The 16,673-nt window shown below is 70.6% G+C and carries 15 protein-coding genes; 8 read left to right on the top strand and 7 right to left on the bottom strand.

Annotated features, from left to right (window positions below; translation table 11 throughout):
- Nucleotides 1–7: 7 nt before the first annotated feature.
- The 4 genes from STRNI_RS31360 to STRNI_RS31345 form a co-directional block, all read right to left on the bottom strand.
- Nucleotides 8–325: a non-heme iron oxygenase ferredoxin subunit gene (locus tag STRNI_RS31360; protein ID WP_018091858.1), complete on the bottom strand. Its 318-nt coding sequence runs from the start codon at nt 323–325 to the stop codon at nt 8–10.
- Complete coding sequence (sufD, locus tag STRNI_RS31355) at nt 322–1,506, bottom strand: Fe-S cluster assembly protein SufD (protein WP_018091859.1); 1,185 nt, start codon at nt 1,504–1,506, stop codon at nt 322–324. Before sufD ends, STRNI_RS31360 begins: the two co-directional genes overlap by 4 nt.
- A gap of 71 nt (nt 1,507–1,577) precedes the next feature.
- The gene (gene sufB, locus STRNI_RS31350; protein ID WP_018091860.1) at nt 1,578–2,999 is read right to left on the bottom strand and encodes a Fe-S cluster assembly protein SufB; all 1,422 of its coding nucleotides are present in this window, start codon (nt 2,997–2,999) and stop codon (nt 1,578–1,580) included.
- Complete coding sequence (locus STRNI_RS31345; protein WP_018091861.1) at nt 2,996–3,853, bottom strand: helix-turn-helix transcriptional regulator; 858 nt, start codon at nt 3,851–3,853, stop codon at nt 2,996–2,998. Before STRNI_RS31345 ends, sufB begins: the two co-directional genes overlap by 4 nt.
- Before the next feature lie 277 nt (nt 3,854–4,130).
- Here STRNI_RS31345 and STRNI_RS31340 point away from each other — a divergent pair, with 277 nt between their 5' ends.
- The 3 genes from STRNI_RS31340 (at nt 4,131) to STRNI_RS31330 (ending at nt 6,988) form a co-directional block, all read left to right on the top strand.
- Nucleotides 4,131–5,093: an ABC transporter ATP-binding protein gene (locus tag STRNI_RS31340; protein ID WP_109888984.1), complete on the top strand. Its 963-nt coding sequence runs from the start codon at nt 4,131–4,133 to the stop codon at nt 5,091–5,093.
- On the top strand, nt 5,090–5,896 hold the full coding sequence (locus tag STRNI_RS31335) for an ABC transporter permease (protein ID WP_277412427.1): 807 nt from the start codon (nt 5,090–5,092) through the stop codon (nt 5,894–5,896). The genes STRNI_RS31340 and STRNI_RS31335 overlap by 4 nt, the downstream gene beginning before the upstream one ends.
- A gap of 87 nt (nt 5,897–5,983) precedes the next feature.
- Nucleotides 5,984–6,988: a COX15/CtaA family protein gene (locus STRNI_RS31330; protein ID WP_277412426.1), complete on the top strand. Its 1,005-nt coding sequence runs from the start codon at nt 5,984–5,986 to the stop codon at nt 6,986–6,988.
- Here STRNI_RS31330 and STRNI_RS31325 read toward each other — a convergent pair.
- The 3 genes from STRNI_RS31325 to STRNI_RS31315 all read right to left on the bottom strand — a co-directional run bounded on the left by STRNI_RS31325 (nt 6,961) and on the right by STRNI_RS31315 (nt 9,539).
- Nucleotides 6,961–8,025 (bottom strand): amidohydrolase, encoded by a 1,065-nt coding sequence (locus STRNI_RS31325; RefSeq protein ID WP_093642781.1) that lies wholly within the window; start codon nt 8,023–8,025, stop codon nt 6,961–6,963. The two genes, STRNI_RS31330 and STRNI_RS31325, sit on opposite strands and share 28 nt — an antisense overlap.
- A 136-nt stretch (nt 8,026–8,161) precedes the next feature.
- Nucleotides 8,162–8,542, bottom strand: coding sequence for a hypothetical protein (locus STRNI_RS31320; protein ID WP_018091866.1), 381 nt, complete (start codon nt 8,540–8,542; stop codon nt 8,162–8,164).
- A 46-nt stretch (nt 8,543–8,588) separates the two neighbouring features.
- Nucleotides 8,589–9,539: a heme o synthase gene (locus STRNI_RS31315; RefSeq protein ID WP_229838578.1), complete on the bottom strand. Its 951-nt coding sequence runs from the start codon at nt 9,537–9,539 to the stop codon at nt 8,589–8,591.
- A 458-nt stretch (nt 9,540–9,997) separates the two neighbouring features.
- On the opposite strand from STRNI_RS31315, the gene tkt reads away from it, so the two are divergent.
- The 5 genes from tkt to pgl are packed head-to-tail and all read left to right on the top strand — an operon-like array spanning nt 9,998 to nt 16,593.
- Nucleotides 9,998–12,100, top strand: a complete 2,103-nt coding sequence (gene tkt, locus STRNI_RS31310) for a transketolase (protein WP_274734885.1) — start codon at nt 9,998–10,000, stop codon at nt 12,098–12,100.
- Between the two features lie 34 nt (nt 12,101–12,134).
- On the top strand, nt 12,135–13,253 hold the full coding sequence (gene tal / locus STRNI_RS31305) for a transaldolase (RefSeq protein WP_018091869.1): 1,119 nt from the start codon (nt 12,135–12,137) through the stop codon (nt 13,251–13,253).
- A 6-nt stretch (nt 13,254–13,259) separates the two neighbouring features.
- On the top strand, nt 13,260–14,792 hold the full coding sequence (zwf, locus tag STRNI_RS31300) for a glucose-6-phosphate dehydrogenase (RefSeq protein WP_018091870.1): 1,533 nt from the start codon (nt 13,260–13,262) through the stop codon (nt 14,790–14,792).
- Nucleotides 14,789–15,814, top strand: a complete 1,026-nt coding sequence (gene opcA, locus STRNI_RS31295) for a glucose-6-phosphate dehydrogenase assembly protein OpcA (RefSeq protein WP_159490351.1) — start codon at nt 14,789–14,791, stop codon at nt 15,812–15,814. Before zwf ends, opcA begins: the two co-directional genes overlap by 4 nt.
- Nucleotides 15,811–16,593, top strand: a complete 783-nt coding sequence (pgl, locus tag STRNI_RS31290) for a 6-phosphogluconolactonase (protein ID WP_020397758.1) — start codon at nt 15,811–15,813, stop codon at nt 16,591–16,593. Before opcA ends, pgl begins: the two co-directional genes overlap by 4 nt.
- Nucleotides 16,594–16,673: the final 80 nt, after the last annotated feature.

Genomic DNA, 16,673 nt, shown 5'->3' with positions numbered 1-16,673 from the left:
GGGGAACTCAGGACTCCTGGGTGACGGAGACGAGCACGTCGTCCCCTTCGATCTTTACGGGGTATACGGGGACGGGGCGCGTCGCGGGAAGGCCGTTCGGCTTGCCGGTGCGCAGGTCGAAGCTCGAACCGTGCAGCCAGCACTCGATCGAGCAGTCCTCGACCTCGCCTTCCGAGAGCGAGACATTCGCGTGCGAGCAGATGTCGTTGATCGCGAAGACTTCTCCCTCGGTGCGGACCAGGGAGACGGGCGTGCCGTCGAGTTCCACCCGCTTGGGGGTGTCCTCCTCCAGCTCGCTGAGCGCCGCTGCGCGTACGTACGTCATGCCGCGGACGCTTCCAGCTCGGCCTCGATCTTGCTCATCAGACGCTCTTCGACGTCCGGGAGACCGATCTGCTGGACCAGCTCGGCGAAGAAGCCGCGGACGACCAGTCGGCGGGCCTCGTCGGCCGGGATGCCGCGGGCCATCAGGTAGAACAGCTGCTCGTCGTCGAAGCGGCCGGTCGCCGAGGCGTGGCCGGCGCCGACGATCTCGCCGGTCTCGATCTCCAGGTTGGGCACCGAGTCGACCCGCGCGCCGTCGGTGAGGACGAGGTTGCGGTTGAGCTCGTAGGTGTCCGTGCCGGTGGCCGCCGCCTGGATGAGGACATCGCCGATCCAGACCGCGTGGGCGTCCTGGCCCTGCAGCGCGCCCTTGTAGACGACGTTCGAGCGGCAGTTGGTCGCCTCGTGGTCGACGAAGAGGCGGTGCTCCTGGTGCTGGCCCTGCTCGGTGAAGTACAGACCGTAGAGCTCGGCCTCACCGCCGGGGCCCGCGTAGGTGACGCGGGGGTGCAGCCGGACGAGGTCGCCGCCGAAGGTGACCACCACGGACTTGAAGGTGGCGTCCCGGCCGACGAGGGCGTTGTGCTGCCCGACGTGGACGGCGTGGTCGTCCCAGTCCTGGACGGAGACGACGGTCAGCTTGGCGCCGTCACCGAGGAGGTAGTCGACGTTGGCGGCGAGCACCGCGTCACCGGTGTGGTCGATGACGACGACCGCCTCGGCGAACGCGCCGAGCTCGATGACCTGGTGGCCGAAGGCGGTGCCGCCCTCGCCGTGCACGGTGATCCGGATGGGCTCGGCGAGCACGGTCTCCTTGGGGACCGAGACCACCGAGGCCTTCTCGAACGAGCTGTACGCCTGGGCGGCGACCCGGTCCACGGGCTTGCCGGCCTTGCCGACCCGCGGGTCGGTGCGGTCGACCAGCTCGTGGGTGACGCCCTCGGGAGCGGTGATGTCGATCTTCAGGTCCGGACCGCCGGCCGCGGCACTGCCGTCGTGCAGGCCCTTCAGGCGCGCGAGGGGCGTGAAGCGCCACTCCTCCTCGCGGCCGTGCGGCACCGGGAAGTCCGCCACGTCGTAGGACGGCGGGGCGCTCATCCGGGTGGCGACGGTGGACTCCGCGGCCACCGCAAGGGAGCCGGTGGTCGTGGAACCCGCCGGGATGTTCTGAGCCTCAGCCATGGCTGTCGTCTAGCTCGCTTTCTTGAAGAGGACGCTGCCTCGTGAATCCGTTGCTGCCTGGGGGCCGGGTGTCAGCCGACCGCGCCTTCCATCTGCAGCTCGATCAGCCGGTTCAGCTCCAGCGCGTACTCCATCGGCAGCTCACGGGCGATCGGCTCGACGAAGCCGCGCACGATCATCGCCATGGCCTCGAACTCCGTCAGGCCACGGGCCATCAGGTAGAAGAGCTGGTCCTCGCTGACCTTGGAGACGGTCGCCTCGTGGCCCATCGACACGTCGTCCTCGCGGACGTCGACGTAGGGGTAGGTGTCCGAACGGGAGATGGTGTCCACCAGCAGGGCGTCACACAGCACGTTGGACTTGGAGCCCGCGGCGCCCTCGCCGATCTCGACCAGACCGCGGTAGGAGGTCCGGCCGCCGCCTCGCGCCACCGACTTGGAGACGATGTTGGAGGAGGTGTTCGGCGCCATGTGGACCATCTTGGAGCCGGCGTCCTGGTGCTGGCCCTCGCCCGCGAAGGCGATGGACAGGGTCTCACCCTTGGCGTGCTCGCCCATGAGGTAGACCGCCGGGTACTTCATGGTCACCTTGGAGCCGAGGTTGCCGTCGACCCACTCCATGGTCGCGCCCTCGTAGGCGACGGCGCGCTTGGTGACCAGGTTGTAGACGTTGTTCGACCAGTTCTGGATGGTCGTGTAGCGGCAGCGGCCGCCCTTCTTCACGATGATCTCGACCACCGCGGAGTGCAGCGAGTCCGACTTGTAGATCGGCGCCGTGCAGCCCTCGACGTAGTGGACGTAGGCGTCCTCGTCGACGATGATCAGCGTCCGCTCGAACTGGCCCATGTTCTCGGTGTTGATCCGGAAGTAGGCCTGCAGCGGGATGTCGACGTGGACACCCTTGGGCACGTAGATGAACGAGCCGCCGGACCACACCGCGCTGTTCAGCGACGCGAACTTGTTGTCGCCGACCGGGATGACCGTGCCGAAGTACTCCTGGAAGAGCTCCGGGTGCTCCTTGAGCGCGGTGTCGGTGTCCAGGAAGATGACGCCCTGCTCCTCCAGGTCCTCACGGATCTGGTGGTAGACGACCTCGGACTCGTACTGCGCGGCGACACCGGCGACCAGGCGCTGCTTCTCCGCCTCGGGGATGCCGAGCTTGTCGTAGGTGTTCTTGATGTCCTCGGGCAGGTCCTCCCAGGAGGCGGCCTGCTGCTCGGTGGAGCGGACGAAGTACTTGATGTTGTCGAAGTCGATGCCCGACAGGTCCGAGCCCCAGTTCGGCATGGGCTTCTTGTCGAACAGCTTCAGGCCCTTGAGGCGGAGCTTGAGCATCCACTCCGGCTCGTTCTTCTTCGCCGAGATGTCGCGGACGACGGCCTCGGAGAGGCCGCGCTTGGCGGAAGCGCCGGCCACGTCGGAGTCGGCCCAGCCGTATTCGTACTTGCCCAGACCCTCGAGCTCAGGGTGAGCAGTCTCCGTAGGGAGCGTCATGCGGGGTTCCTCCCGGCCGTGCTTGCAGATGCTGTGGTGGTCTTGGTGGTGCGTGCGGTGCTGTGAGCGGCCTTGCCGGCACCGGCCTTCGGGACGAAGGTCGTGCACACCCCGTCGCCATGGGCGATGGTGGCAAGCCGCTGTACATGGGTCCCGAGCAATCGGGAGAAGACCTCGGTCTCCGCCTCGCACAGCTGCGGGTACTGCTCGGCGACATGGGCGACCGGGCAGTGGTGCTGGCAGAGCTGTTCACCGAGCTGGGGATTGGGGGCGCTGCGCGCCGTAGCAGCGTACCCGTCCACGGTCAACGCCTTCGCAAGGGCCTCGGTACGGGCCTCCGGCTCGGCGGCCTCGACCGCCTCGCGGTAGCCCTCGGCCTGCGCGGCGAGGCGCGCACGGGCGAACGCGGCGACGGCCGCCTCGCCCTGCTCACCGCCGCCCGCGCTCTGCGCGATCCAGCGCAGCGCGTCGGTGGCGAGCTGGTCGTAGGCCTGGTCGAAGGCGTCCCGTCCGCAGTCGGTGAGGGCGAAGGCCCTGGCCGGGCGGCCACGGCCACGGGTGCCGTAGACGCGCTTCTCGCGGGGCTCGACGACGCCCTCCGCGGCCAGCGCGTCCAGATGCCGTCGGACGGCCGCCTGGGTCAGCTCCAGGCGAAGGGCGAGCTCGGCTGCGGTGGACGGACCGTGGTCGAGGATGGAGCGGGCCACCCTGTTGCGGGTGCCCTGCTGTTCGTCGTGCGGCGCCGCGGCGTGCGGGGCGGGCCCGCGCCGCTCGGTCTGCTCGGGCGCGGAGGGGGCCGGCCCTTCGGTCTGCTCGACCGCGGGCCCTTCCTGGTCCTCGCTCGCGTATTTCACAACGCCATTGTTGCGTAATTCGTCAAAGCGATACAAGCCTCGTCCGGATCACGGATGGGTGGCCTCTATCACTTAGGGTTACCTAAATCAAGTACCTGCCGGGCGGCGGAAGCGGCGCCGACCTGCGAAGGTCCGCCCCCGTCCGGCAACGGCGCACCACGGCTCACGGGCCGTGAAAACCCGTGCGGTCACACACCGCCAGACCGGGGAACGGACGCCGATGAGGGCCCACTCCCCCATTGGAGGTAGGCCTGCCACTCTCCGTAGACTGCCCGGCATGCCCAGCACCTCCCCGGGGGGCGACCCCCGGCCCCCTGGCCGAGAGCCTGCCGTCGAGATCACCGGCCTGGTCAAGCGATACGGGACCAAGACCGCCGTGGACGGGCTCGATCTGACCGTCGCCCGCGGCGCGGTGACCGCCGTGCTCGGCCCGAACGGCGCCGGCAAGACCACCACCGTCGAGACCTGCGAGGGCTACCGCCGGCCGGACGCCGGCCGGGTGCGGGTCCTGGGCCTGGACCCGGTCGCCGACGCCGCGGCACTGCGGCCGCGGATCGGCGTGATGCTGCAGTCCGGCGGCGTCTACGCGGGCGCCAAGGCGGAGGAGATGCTGCGGCACACCGCCACCCTGCACGCCCACCCCCTCGACGTCGGCACGCTCATCGACCGGCTCGGCCTCGGCAGCTGCGGCCGGACCCCCTACCGGCGGCTCTCCGGCGGCCAGCAACAACGGCTGGCGCTGGCGATGGCCGTGGTCGGCCGCCCCGAGCTGGTCTTCCTGGACGAGCCGACGGCCGGACTCGACCCGCAGGCCCGCCACGCCACCTGGGACCTCGTACGGGAACTGCGCGCCGACGGCGTCAGCACCGTACTGACCACGCACTTCATGGACGAGGCCGAGCAGCTCGCCGACGATGTCGCGATCATCGACGGCGGCCGGGTGATCGCCCAGGGCAGCCCGGACGAACTGTGCCGCGGCGGCGCGGAGAACAGCCTGCGCTTCACCGGCCGCCCCGGACTCGACCTCGCCTCGCTCCTCAAGGCGCTGCCCGCGGACAGCGCCGCCGCGGAGCCCGCCTCCGGCGTCTACCGCGTCCACGGCAAGGTCAACCCGCAGCTGCTGGCCACCGTCGCCTCCTGGTGCGCCCAGAACGGCGTGATGCCCGACGCGATAGCCGTCGAACGGCACACCCTGGAGGACGTTTTCCTGGAGCTCACGGGCAAGGAGCTGCGCGCATGACCACCACCGAGGCCGGTGGCGTCACCGGCACGTTCAGCCCGCGGCCCGGTGCGGCTCCGCTGCCCCGGATGATCCGCGCGCAGGCGGCCCTGGAGACCAGGATGCTGCTGCGCAACGGTGAGCAGCTGCTGCTGACCGTGATCATCCCGACGCTGCTGCTGGTGGTGTTCTCCGCCGTCGACATCGTCGCGGTGCCCACCGGCACGGCCGCCGGCGCGGGCCGGTCCGTCGACTTCCTGGCGCCCGGCGTCCTGGCGCTCGCCGTGCTGTCGACCGCCTTCACCGGCCAGGCCATCGCGACCGGCTTCGAGCGGCGCTACGGCGTGCTCAAGCGGCTCGCCGTCTCGCCGCTGCCGCGCTGGGGGCTGATGACCGCCAAGACCTGTGCGGTGCTGGTCACCGAGGTCCTGCAGATCGCGCTGCTGACCGCGGTCGCGCTCGCGCTGGGCTGGTCCCCTCAGGGCAGTCCGCTCACGGTGGCGCTGCTGCTCCTCCTGGGCACCGCCGCCTTCTCCGGCCTGGGCCTGCTGATGGCCGGCACGCTCAAGGCGGAGGCCACCCTCGCGGCGGCCAACCTGGTGTTCCTGTTGCTGCTGGTCGGCGGCGGCGTGATCGTCCCGCTGGACAAGTTCCCGGAGGCCGCCCAGAGCGTGCTCGGGCTGCTGCCGATCACGGCACTGTCCGACGGGCTGCGCGAGGTGCTCCAGCACGGCGCCGGCATCCCCTGGCCGGACCTCGGCATCCTCGCGGTGTGGGCGGTGCTCGGGCTGGGGGCCGCGGCGCGGTTCTTCCGCTGGGAGTGAGCGGCCGAGGCAGGCCCGGACGGGTGGTTCCGTCGCACACGCACCCCTCGTGAAAGTTTGCACAAGGGGCCGCCTACGATGGCTCCCGTGCCGAACACGCTGAATCCCCTTGAGCTGATCGCCCGCCGCTGGCAGCCGTCCGCGGCCTTCGTACGACGGGCCGCGATGGCCACCGTCGTGATGGCCGTGATCATCGTCGTCACGGGTGGCGCGGTCCGGCTCTCGCAGTCCGGGCTGGGCTGCTCGACCTGGCCCAAGTGCACGCCGGACAGCCTGACTCCGACCGCCGCGATGGGCATCAACGGCCTCATCGAGTTCGGCAACCGCATGCTGACCTATGTGCTGTGCGCGGTCGTCGGGCTGTTCATCATCGCCGCCCGCGCCCGGCACCCCCGGCGCCGCTCGCTCAACCGGCTCGGCTGGGCGCAGTTCTGGCTCGTCATGAGCAATGCCGTCGTCGGCGGTATCACCGTCCTGACCGGCCTGAACCCGTACATCGTCAGCTCGCACTTCCTTGCGGCCACGGCGCTGCTCACGGTCGCCGTGGTGAGCTGGAAGCGGGCGTGCGAGGGCGACGAGGAGCCGCGCGACCTGGTCGCCCGTCCGGCGCGGCAGCTGGCCTGGCTGTTGGTGGCCGCGACCGGCGTGCTCACCGTCATCGGCACGGTCGTCACCGGCACGGGCCCGCATGCGGGCGACGCCAAGAAGGTCCACCGCATCCCGCTGAACTGGCAGGAGATCACCCAGCTCCACGTCGACTTCGTCTACATCGTCGTCGGCCTGTCCGTCGCCCTGTGGTTCACGCTGCGCGCCGTCAAGGCACCGGCCGCCCCGCGCCGGACGCTCCTGGAGCTGTTCGCCTGTATCGCCGCGCAGGGCGTCATCGGCTACGTCCAGTACTTCACGGGCCTGCCCGAGATCGTCATCGGGCTCCACATGCTGGGCTCGGCCCTGGTGTGGATCTGGGTGCTGCGGGTCTGTCTTTCCTTGCGCGACCGCGGTCCGCTCCAGGAGGAGGGCCCCGGCGAGCCCGCCCCCTCCGGCGAGCACGAGGCACCGGAGCCTCAGGCGGTCTCCGCGCTCAGCCGGTAGACCCGCCGCGCGGTCCCGAACCCGATCGTCTCGGTGATCCGCCGCCCGTCCCCGGGCCCGCACAGGCCCTCGTCGGTCCACTCCCGTACGAGGCGCGCCATGGCCCGCAGGAAACACCGGGCGCCGGTCACATAGAGCTCGGGCAGCCCCCGGGCGCCCGAGGAGAACAGCAGCTTGCCGAACGGCGCCCGGCCCAGCGTCTCCTCGGGGCAGGGCCCGGCGTCCGCGTACACATGGGCGTGCACCGCGGCGAGCTGCGCGGCCCGCCGGTGGTGCGGCGCCTCCGGCAGCAGGACGAGATCCGAGCCGATGCCGGTGGTGGCGCGCAGGAAGGCCGCCAGCGGCTGCGGATCGGGGCAGTGCAGCTGCACCGGCAGGCCGGTGGCCACCGCGCTCCACAGCAGATGCCGTACGAGTGCGGGCTCCCCGAGCCGCTCCCCGGGCCGGCGGCCGCGCAGCCAGCGGTCCGCTGCCCGCCGCACCTCACCGGCCTCCGGGGCGTGCCCCTCGCAGTAGGTGGCGCCGGAGGCGAAGGCGGTGGCGTGCTGGGCCGCGGCGTAGAGGGCCTCGGCGGTGTAGCCGATGAAGGAATCGACGCTGCCGGAGGTGTCGGCGACCTGCTCGGCGAGCGGTTCGAGCCGTACGACCTCGTGGGTGCGGGCCGCGGCGGCGGTGGCGAGTTCGGTGGCCGAGGTCAGATTGCTGGGGGTCCCGGCCTCCAGCAGGAAGGTGCCGATTCCGGAGCCGCGCAGCAGCATGCGTCCGGCCCGGTAGGCGCCGACCTCGCGTCTGCGGGCCAGGTAGCGGGCGGGCGGGCAGTGCGGTTCCAGGCCGAGCAGCGGGGGGCACCAGCGGCGTATCGCGAGGCCGGTGAAGCTGTCGAAGTAGCTGGTGCCGGCGGGTGCCGGGCCGTGGGCGCCGGCCGCGGCGGCGAGGTGGGTCTCGAAGGAGCCGAGGCCGAGCTCGTCGTGCACCGCGCCGAGGCTGTACTGGTCGATGAGCGGCGGCTGATCTATCAGGAAGGGAAGGCCGTCCATCCGCTTCTCCTCGCCGAGTGCCCGCCGGGCGCGGCCGGAGCGCCGCGCCTGGTGGGCTTAACGGACGAGGTGGTGGTGAGGTAGCGGGCTCCGCTTCCGGCGTACGCTCCGGCGCACGGCGCCCGGCTACCGTCCGTCAGGCGTTGGCCGGGCCGCCGACCTGGATGCCTGCCATCCGGGACCACTCGTAGCGGCCGGTGCGGACCCTGGCGGCGAGGTCGCCGTCGAAGTCGTCCTGGAGGGTGACGCCGGCCGCGGTGGCGGCGTCCTTGGCGGAGTCGAAGGAGTCCGCGACGAGGTTTCCCCACTCGCCGTTGGCCCCGACGAGGGCGATCCGGATGCGGCCGCGGCCGATGTGCGCGAGCTGGCCCTCGGCGCTGCCGCCGTGGGTGTCGGCAAAGGCGCGGATCTGCTTGGTGAGCTTGGCCGTGCGCCGGCCGGCCCGCTTGTCGGCCGCCGTGCCGGCCGCCGCCTCCACGTGCTCTTCCGCCTGCTGGGTGTCTGCCATGGACAGCATGCTACCCGCGAGTACGGCCAATTGTGAGGGTGATCCCCCACACCTCTCAGCGCAGGAAGGGGTCCACGGCGACGGCGACGAACAGCAGAGACACATAGGTGATGGACCAGTGGAACAGCCGCATCTCCTTGAGCTTGGCGCCCGTGATGCCGGCCTTCGCGCGGGCCTGGAGGCCGTGCGCCTCCTTGAGCCAGAAGGCTCCGCAGACCACCGCGACCGCGGTGTAGAACCAGCCGGTGTAGCCCAGCGGCTGCAGCAGCAGCGAGACCGCCACCATCACCCAGCTGTAGGCGACGATCTGCCGGGCGACGACCTTGTTGCCCGCGACGGCCGGCAGCATCGGCACACCGACGCGCTCGTAGTCGTCCTTGACCTTCATCGACAGCGGCCAGTAGTGCGGCGGCGTCCAGAAGAAGATGACCAGGAAGAGGATGAACGAGGCCCAGGAGACGGAGTTCGTCACCGACGACCAGCCGATGAAGACCGGCATGCAGCCCGCGATGCCGCCCCAGACGATGTTCTGCGAGGTGCGCCGCTTGAGGATCATCGTGTAGACGACGACATAGAAGAGCAGCGCACCGAGTGACAGCATCGCCGACAGCGGGTTGACGAGGTACCAGAACCAGGCGGTGGAGCCGACCGCGAGGGCGGTCGCGAAGACCAGGCATTCACGGGGGCTCACGATGCCGGTGACCAGCGGCCGCTGGGACGTGCGGTCCATCAGCGCGTCGATGTCGCGGTCGAGGTACATGTTGAAGGCCGCGGCGCCGCCGGCGGAGAGGTAGCCGCCGATGCAGGTCGCCAGGACCAGCCACAGATCGGGCACTCCCTTGGCGGCCAGGAACATCACCGGCACGGTGGTCATCAGCAGCAGCTCGATGACCCGTGGCTTGGTCAGCGCCACGAACCCTTTGACGCGGGCCCCGAACGGCCGCTCACCGGGATTCCCGGGGACCTGAGCAAGCGCCCCCGCAGGACGGGATTCGACGGCCGTCACGCACACCCCTGGAAGTAACGTCAGCGGCCTGTGCCGCGGAAGAGAAAAGGCATGCAAGCCCATCCGGCGGTGAAGACGCGGTGTAGGGCTTGCGCGTACCACGCCACTTTAGACGTTGGCCATACAGCGATCTTCGCGGGGGTGGGGTCGTGTTGGGCGGCGGGCAGCGGTGCGGCGGCGACACCTTTACCCGGGTGTCCGCCCGGCGTTCAGGAGGCGAACCGGACCGCCGCCCGGCAGTCTGGTCGTAAGGCCCGCACATCTGGGACCGGAATGCCAGAAGTCCTGATTTGGTTACCCGAAGCGACGGGCCGCCGCGACAGCACCACACCGACTGAGCGCCGAAAACACCGACTGAGCGTCGAAAAGACGCACGCACTCGCGGGGGTAGGCTCGACACCGCCTGGCGGACATACCGTCCGCGGCATTCGACATGTGGAGAGGAGCCCTGACTCAGGGTGAGCACCAAGCCGACCACCACAGATCTCGAGTGGACCGAACTGGATCAGCGGGCAGTGGATACCGTCCGTGTCCTGGCCATGGATTCCGTGCAGAAGGTCGGTAACGGCCATCCCGGTACGGCCATGAGCCTGGCGCCGGCCGCCTACCTTCTCTTCCAGAAGCTGATGCGGCACGACCCGGCGGACGCGAACTGGACCGGCCGCGACCGGTTCGTCCTCTCCGCGGGCCACTCCAGCCTGACCCTCTACATCCAGCTCTACCTCGCCGGTTACGGCCTGGAGCTGGACGACCTGAAGGCGTTCCGCACCTGGGGCTCGAAGACCCCGGGCCACCCCGAGTACGGCCACACCACCGGCGTGGAGACCACCACGGGTCCGCTGGGCCAGGGTGTCGCCAACGCGGTCGGCATGGCGATGGCGTCGCGCTACGAGCGCGGCCTGTTCGACCCCGAGGCGGCCCAGGGCACCTCGCCCTTCGACCACACCATCTTCTGCATCGCCGGTGACGGCTGCCTCCAGGAGGGCATCTCCGCCGAGGCGTCCTCCCTGGCGGGCCACCAGAAGCTCGGCAACCTCGTCCTGCTGTGGGACGACAACCACATCTCTATTGAGGGCGACACCGAGACCGCGGTCTCCGAGGACACCCTCAAGCGCTACGAGGCCTACGGCTGGCACGTCCAGCGCGTCGCGCAGCTGCCCAACGGCGATCTGGACCCGGCCGGCCTGGCCAGGGCCATCGAGGCCGCCAAGGCCGAGACCGAGCGCCCGTCGTTCATCGCGATGCGCTCGATCATCGCCTGGCCCGCCCCGAACGCCCAGAACACCGAGGCCGCGCACGGCTCGGCGCTGGGTGACGAGGAGGTCGCGGCCACCAAGCGCGTCCTGGGCTTCGACCCGGAGAAGTCCTTCGAGGTCTCCGACGAGGTGCTCGCGCACACCCGCGCCGCCCTCGACCGCGGCCGCGACACCAAGAAGGAGTGGGAGAAGTCCTTCGCCGACTGGCGCGCCGCCAACACGGAGCGTGCCGCGGAGTTCGACCGGATCGCGGCGGGCGAGCTGCCCGCGGGCTGGGAGGACCACCTCCCGTCGTTCGAGACCGGCAAGGCCGTGGCCACCCGCGCCGCGTCCGGCAAGGTGCTGCACGCGCTCGGTGCGGTCATCCCCGAGCTGTGGGGCGGCTCCGCCGACCTGGCGGGCTCGAACAACACCACGATCGACAAGACCTCGTCGTTCCTGCCCGAGGGCAACCCGCTGCCGGGCGCCGACCCTTACGGCCGCACGATCCACTTCGGCATCCGCGAGCACTCCATGGCCGCGGAGATGAACGGCATCGCGCTGCACGGCAACACCCGCATCTACGGCGGCACCTTCCTGGTGTTCTCCGACTACATGCGCAACGCCGTCCGGCTGTCCGCGCTGATGCACCTGCCGGTGACGTACGTGTGGACGCACGACTCCATCGGTCTGGGCGAGGACGGCCCGACCCACCAGCCCATCGAGCACCTCGCCTCGCTGCGCGCCATCCCGGGCCTCAACATCGTGCGCCCGGCCGACGCCAACGAGACCGCGATCGCCTGGCGCGAGATCCTGCGGCGCTACACGAAGGAGTACGGCGTGGGGGCCCCGCACGGCCTCGCGCTGACCCGTCAGGGCGTGCCGACGTACCCCGCCAACGAGGCCACGGCCAAGGGCGGTTACGTCCTCTTCGACGCCGCCGGCCCCGAGGGGCAGGACGCCGAGCCGCAGGTCGTGCTGATCGGTACCGGTTCCGAGGTGCAGCTCGCCGTCGAGGCGCGGGAGCAGCTGCAGGCCGAGGGCATCCCCACCCGCGTGGTGTCGATGCCGTCGGTCGAGTGGTTCGACCAGCAGGACCAGGCCTACCGCGACAGCGTGCTTCCCCCGTCCGTCCGGGCCCGGGTCGCCGTCGAAGCCGGCATCGGCCTGACCTGGCACCGTTTCGTCGGTGACGCCGGGCGCATCGTCTCCCTGGAGCACTTCGGTGCCTCGGCCGACGGCAAGGTCCTCTTCCGCGAGTTCGGCTTCACCGCCGACGCGGTGGCCAGCGCCGCCCGGGAATCGCTCGAAGCCGCCGCGCGCTGACGCCCGTACACGACAAGTAGGAGATGCAGAACCCATGACAGACGCACTCAAGCGCCTCTCCGACGAAGGCGTCGCGATCTGGCTGGACGACCTGTCGCGCCAGCGCATCACGTCCGGCAACCTCGCCGAGCTGATCGACCAGCAGCATGTCGTCGGCGTCACGACCAACCCGTCGATCTTCCAGAAGGCGATCTCGGACGGCCACGGCTACGACCAGCAGGTCGCCGACCTCGCCGCCCGTAAGGTCACCGTCGAGGAAGCCATCCGCATGATCACGACGGCGGACGTCCGGGACGCCGCCGACATCCTGCGGCCGGTCTTCGACGCCACCGGCGGCCAGGACGGCCGGGTCTCCATCGAGGTCGACCCGCGCCTGGCGCACCACACCACCCCGACCATCGCCGAGGCCAAGCAGCTGGCATGGCTGGTGGACCGCCCGAACACGCTGATCAAGATCCCGGCCACCAAGGCGGGTCTGCCGGCGATCACCGAGGTCATCGGCCTGGGCATCAGCGTCAACGTCACGCTGATCTTCTCGCTGGAGCGTTACCGCGAGGTCATGGACGCCTACCTGGCGGGCCTGGAGAAGGCCAAGGCCGCGGGCCTGGACCTGTCCCTGATCCGTTCGGTGGCGTCGTTCTTCGTGTCCCGTGTGGACACCGAGATCGACAAGCGCCTGGAGAAGCTCGGCACGGACGAGGCCAAGGCCCTCAAGGGCAAGGCCGCGCTGGCCAACGCCCGGCTCGCCTACGAGGCGTACGAGGAGGTCTTCTCCTCGGAGCGCTGGGCCGCCCTCGACAAGGCCGGCGCCAACAAGCAGCGTCCGCTGTGGGCCTCGACCGGCGTCAAGGACCCCGCGTACAAGGACACCCTGTACGTGGACGAGCTGGTCGCCCCGGGCACGGTCAACACCATGCCGGAGGCCACCCTGGAGGCCACCGGCGCCCACGGTGACATCACCGGTGACACCGTGCGCGGCACGTACGCACAGGCCAAGGCCGACCTGGACGCGATCGCCGAGCTCGGGATCTCGTACGACGACGTCGTGCAGCTCCTGGAGGACGAGGGCGTGGAGAAGTTCGAGGCGTCCTGGAACGACCTGCTCAAGTCCACGGAGGCGGAGCTCAAGCGCCTCGCTCCCTCGGAGGGCTGATCTCCCTTGACTGACTCACACGGAGCCAACCCGCTCCGTGACGCCCTGGACCGACGGCTCCCGCGTATCGCGGGGCCGTCGGGCCTGGTCATCTTTGGCGTCACGGGCGATTTGTCCCGTAAAAAGCTGATGCCCGCCGTCTACGACCTCGCCAACCGGGGGCTGCTCCCACCGGGCTTCTCACTCGTCGGGTTCGCCCGTCGCGAGTGGGAGCACGAGGACTTCGCGCAGGAGGTGTACGCGGCGGTCAAGGAACACTCCCGTACACCGTTCCGCGAGGAGGTCTGGCAGCAGCTGGTCCAGGGCTGCCGCTTCGTCCAGGGCAACTTCGACGACGACGAGGCCTTCGAGACGCTCAAGGAGACGATAAACGAGCTCGACAAGGCGCAGGGCACCGGCGGCAACTTCGCCTTCTACCTGTCCGTGCCGCCGAAGTTCTTCCCCAAGGTCGTCCAGCAGCTGAAGAAGCACGGGCTGGCCGACCAGAAGGAGGACTCCTGGCGCCGCGCGGTCATCGAGAAGCCTTTCGGGCACAACCTGGAGAGCGCACAGGAGCTCAACCGGATCGTGCACGAGGTCTTCCCGCCGCACGAGGTCTTCCGGATCGACCACTACCTGGGCAAGGAGACGGTCCAGAACATCCTGGCGCTGCGGTTCGCCAACACGATGTTCGAGCCGCTGTGGAACCGCAGCTATGTCGACCATGTCCAGATCACGATGGCCGAGGACATCGGCATCGGCGGCCGGGCCGGCTACTACGACGGCATCGGCGCCGCCCGTGACGTCATCCAGAACCACCTCCTCCAGCTGCTCGCGCTGACCGCGATGGAGGAGCCCGCCTCCTTCGAGGCGGACGCGCTGGTCGCGGAGAAGACCAAGGTGCTGGGCGCCGTCCGGCTGCCCAAGGACCTCGGCAAGGAGACCGTCCGCGCGCAGTACGCGGCGGGCTGGCAGGGCGGCGAGAAGGCCGTCGGCTACCTCCAGGAAGACGGCATCGACCCCAAGTCGAAGACCGACACCTACGCCGCGGTCAAGCTGTCGATCGACAACCGCCGCTGGGCGGGCGTCCCCTTCTACCTGCGCACCGGCAAGCGCCTGGGCCGCCGGGTCACCGAGATCGCGGTGGTCTTCCAGCGCGCCCCGCACTCCCCCTTCGACCACACCGCCACCGAGGAACTCGGGCAGAACGCCCTGGTCATCCGGGTGCAGCCGGACGAGGGCGTGACCGTGAGGTTCGGCTCCAAGGTGCCGGGCACCTCGATGGAGGTGCGGGACGTGTCGATGGACTTCGCGTACGGCGAGTCCTTCACGGAGTCCAGCCCGGAGGCCTATGAACGGCTGATCCTCGATGTGCTGCTCGGCGACGCCAACCTCTTCCCGCGTCTGGAGGAGGTGGAGCAGTCCTGGCGGATCCTCGACCCGATCGAGGAGTACTGGGACAGGCACGGCAAGCCCGCGCAGTACCCGGCGGGCACCTGGGGCCCCACCGAGGCGGACGAAATGCTCGCACGAGACGGACGGAGCTGGCGTCGCCCATGAAGATCGATCTGACGGAAACCACGTCCAGCAAGATCAACAAGGCGTTGGTCCAGGGCCGCCGCGCCGTGGGCACCCCTGCCATCGGCATGGTGCTCACCCTCGTCATCGTCACCGACGAGGAGAACGCCTATGACGCGCTGAAGGCGGCAAACGACGCGTCCCGTGAGCACCCCTCGCGCACCCTCGTGGTCATCAAGCGGGTCAGCCGCTCGCCGCGCGACCGCGCCAAGGCCCGCCTCGACGCCGAGGTGCGGGTCGGCACGGACGCCGGCACCGGCGAGACGGTCATATTGCGGCTGTACGGCGACGTCATCGACCACGCCCAGTCCGTGGTGCTGCCGCTGCTGCTGCCCGACGCCCCGGTCGTGGTCTGGTGGGCGGTGAACGCCCCGGCGGCCCCGGCCCAGGATCCGCTCGGCGCGCTGGCCCAGCGCCGGGTCACCGATGCCTACGCCGCCGAGCAGCCCATCCATGAGCTGTCCACCCGCGCGGAGACGTACACGCCCGGCGACACGGACCTGTCCTGGACCCGGATCACGCCGTGGCGCTCCATGCTGGCGGCGGCGCTCGACCAGGCCCCGTGCACGGTCACCTCGGCCGAGGTGGAGGGCGAGGAGTTCAACCCCAGCTGCGAGCTGCTCGCCATGTGGCTGGCCGACCGGCTGGACGTCCCGGTCACCCGCAAGGTGTCCGGCGGCCCCGGTCTGACGGCCGTGCGGATGGAGTCCAGCAGCGGCGCGATCGTCCTGGACCGCCCGGACGGTTCGCTGGCCACGCTCTCGATGCGCGGCCAGCCCGACCGTGCGGTGGCGCTCAAGCGGCGGGACACCTCCGAGCTGCTCGCCGAGGAGCTGCGCCGGCTCGACCCGGACGAGATCTACGCCAGTGCGCTGAAGTTCGGCGTGGACCGGCTCGGTCACGGCAACGGCGAGCTGCCGGCCGCCGAGGAGAAGGCGGCGGCCGAGAGCAGTGCGGCCAAGCCCGCGGCGAAGAAGGCCGCGAAGAAGGCGGCCGCCAAGTGAGTGCTCCGCAGGTTGTCGTCCACCGCGACAAGGAGCTGATGGCCAAGGCCGCGGCGGCCCGGCTGATCACGAAGATCGTGGACGCCCAGGCCGCCCGTGGCTCCGCCTCCGTGGTCCTGACCGGCGGGCGCAACGGCAACGGGCTGCTCGCGGCCCTCGCCGAGGCGCCCGCCCGGGACGCGGTGGACTGGTCCCGGCTCGATCTGTGGTGGGGCGACGAGCGGTTCGCACCGGACGGCGATCCGGAGCGCAACCACACCCAGGCCCGCGAGGTGCTGCTGGACAGTGTTCCGCTGAACCCGGCCCGGGTGCACCCCATGCCCCCGGCGGACGGACCGTACGGCCATGACGCCGATGCCGCCGCCGAGGCGTACGCGATCGAACTCGCCGCCGCCGCGGGCCCCGAGGACCACGGCCCGGTGCCGTCCTTCGACGTCCTGCTGCTGGGCGTCGGCCCGGACACCCATGTCGCCTCGCTCTTCCCGGAGCTGCCGGCCGTCTATGAGAAGGAGCGGACGGTGGTCGGGGTGCACGGCGCGCCGAAGCCGCCGCCGACCCGTATCTCGCTGACCCTGCCCGCGATTCGCGCGGCACGGGAGGTCTGGCTGCTGGCGGCCGGCGAGGACAAGGCCAATGCCGCGGCCATCGCCCTCTCCGGTGCCGGTGAGGTGCAGGCGCCGGCGGCCGGCGCACGGGGCCGCAGCCGGACCCTGTGGCTGCTGGACGAGGCGGCGGCGTCCCAACTGCCGCGCGGCCTCTACCCGCCGGCTTCGGCCTGAGTCCGTCACCGCAGCAGTGCCGTAGGCCCCGCGCCCTGGAGGGTGCGGGGCCTACGGCGTCAGCGGGACGGTCCTGCGGC

The organism is Streptomyces nigrescens, assembly GCF_027626975.1.
In the GTDB taxonomy this organism is placed as follows: Bacteria; Actinomycetota; Actinomycetes; order Streptomycetales; family Streptomycetaceae; genus Streptomyces; species Streptomyces nigrescens.
Note: the sequence above shows the minus strand (reverse complement) of the source record. Positions and strands in the feature narration are given on the sequence as shown.

What these genes read in the sequence shown, in the direction of transcription:
- sufD (WP_018091859.1), bottom strand. Translation starts at nt 1,506, where the DNA reads ATGGCTGAGGCTCAGAACATCCCGGCGGGTTCCACGACCACCGGCTCC.
- tal (WP_018091869.1), top strand. Translation starts at nt 12,135, where the DNA reads ATGACAGACGCACTCAAGCGCCTCTCCGACGAAGGCGTCGCGATCTGG.
- opcA (WP_159490351.1), top strand. Translation starts at nt 14,789, where the DNA reads ATGAAGATCGATCTGACGGAAACCACGTCCAGCAAGATCAACAAGGCG.
- STRNI_RS31325 (WP_093642781.1), bottom strand. Translation starts at nt 8,025, where the DNA reads ATGGACGGCCTTCCCTTCCTGATAGATCAGCCGCCGCTCATCGACCAG.
- STRNI_RS31335 (WP_277412427.1), top strand. Translation starts at nt 5,090, where the DNA reads ATGACCACCACCGAGGCCGGTGGCGTCACCGGCACGTTCAGCCCGCGG.
- sufB (WP_018091860.1), bottom strand. Translation starts at nt 2,999, where the DNA reads ATGACGCTCCCTACGGAGACTGCTCACCCTGAGCTCGAGGGTCTGGGC.
- STRNI_RS31320 (WP_018091866.1), bottom strand. Translation starts at nt 8,542, where the DNA reads ATGCTGTCCATGGCAGACACCCAGCAGGCGGAAGAGCACGTGGAGGCG.
- STRNI_RS31340 (WP_109888984.1), top strand. Translation starts at nt 4,131, where the DNA reads ATGCCCAGCACCTCCCCGGGGGGCGACCCCCGGCCCCCTGGCCGAGAG.
- STRNI_RS31360 (WP_018091858.1), bottom strand. Translation starts at nt 325, where the DNA reads ATGACGTACGTACGCGCAGCGGCGCTCAGCGAGCTGGAGGAGGACACC.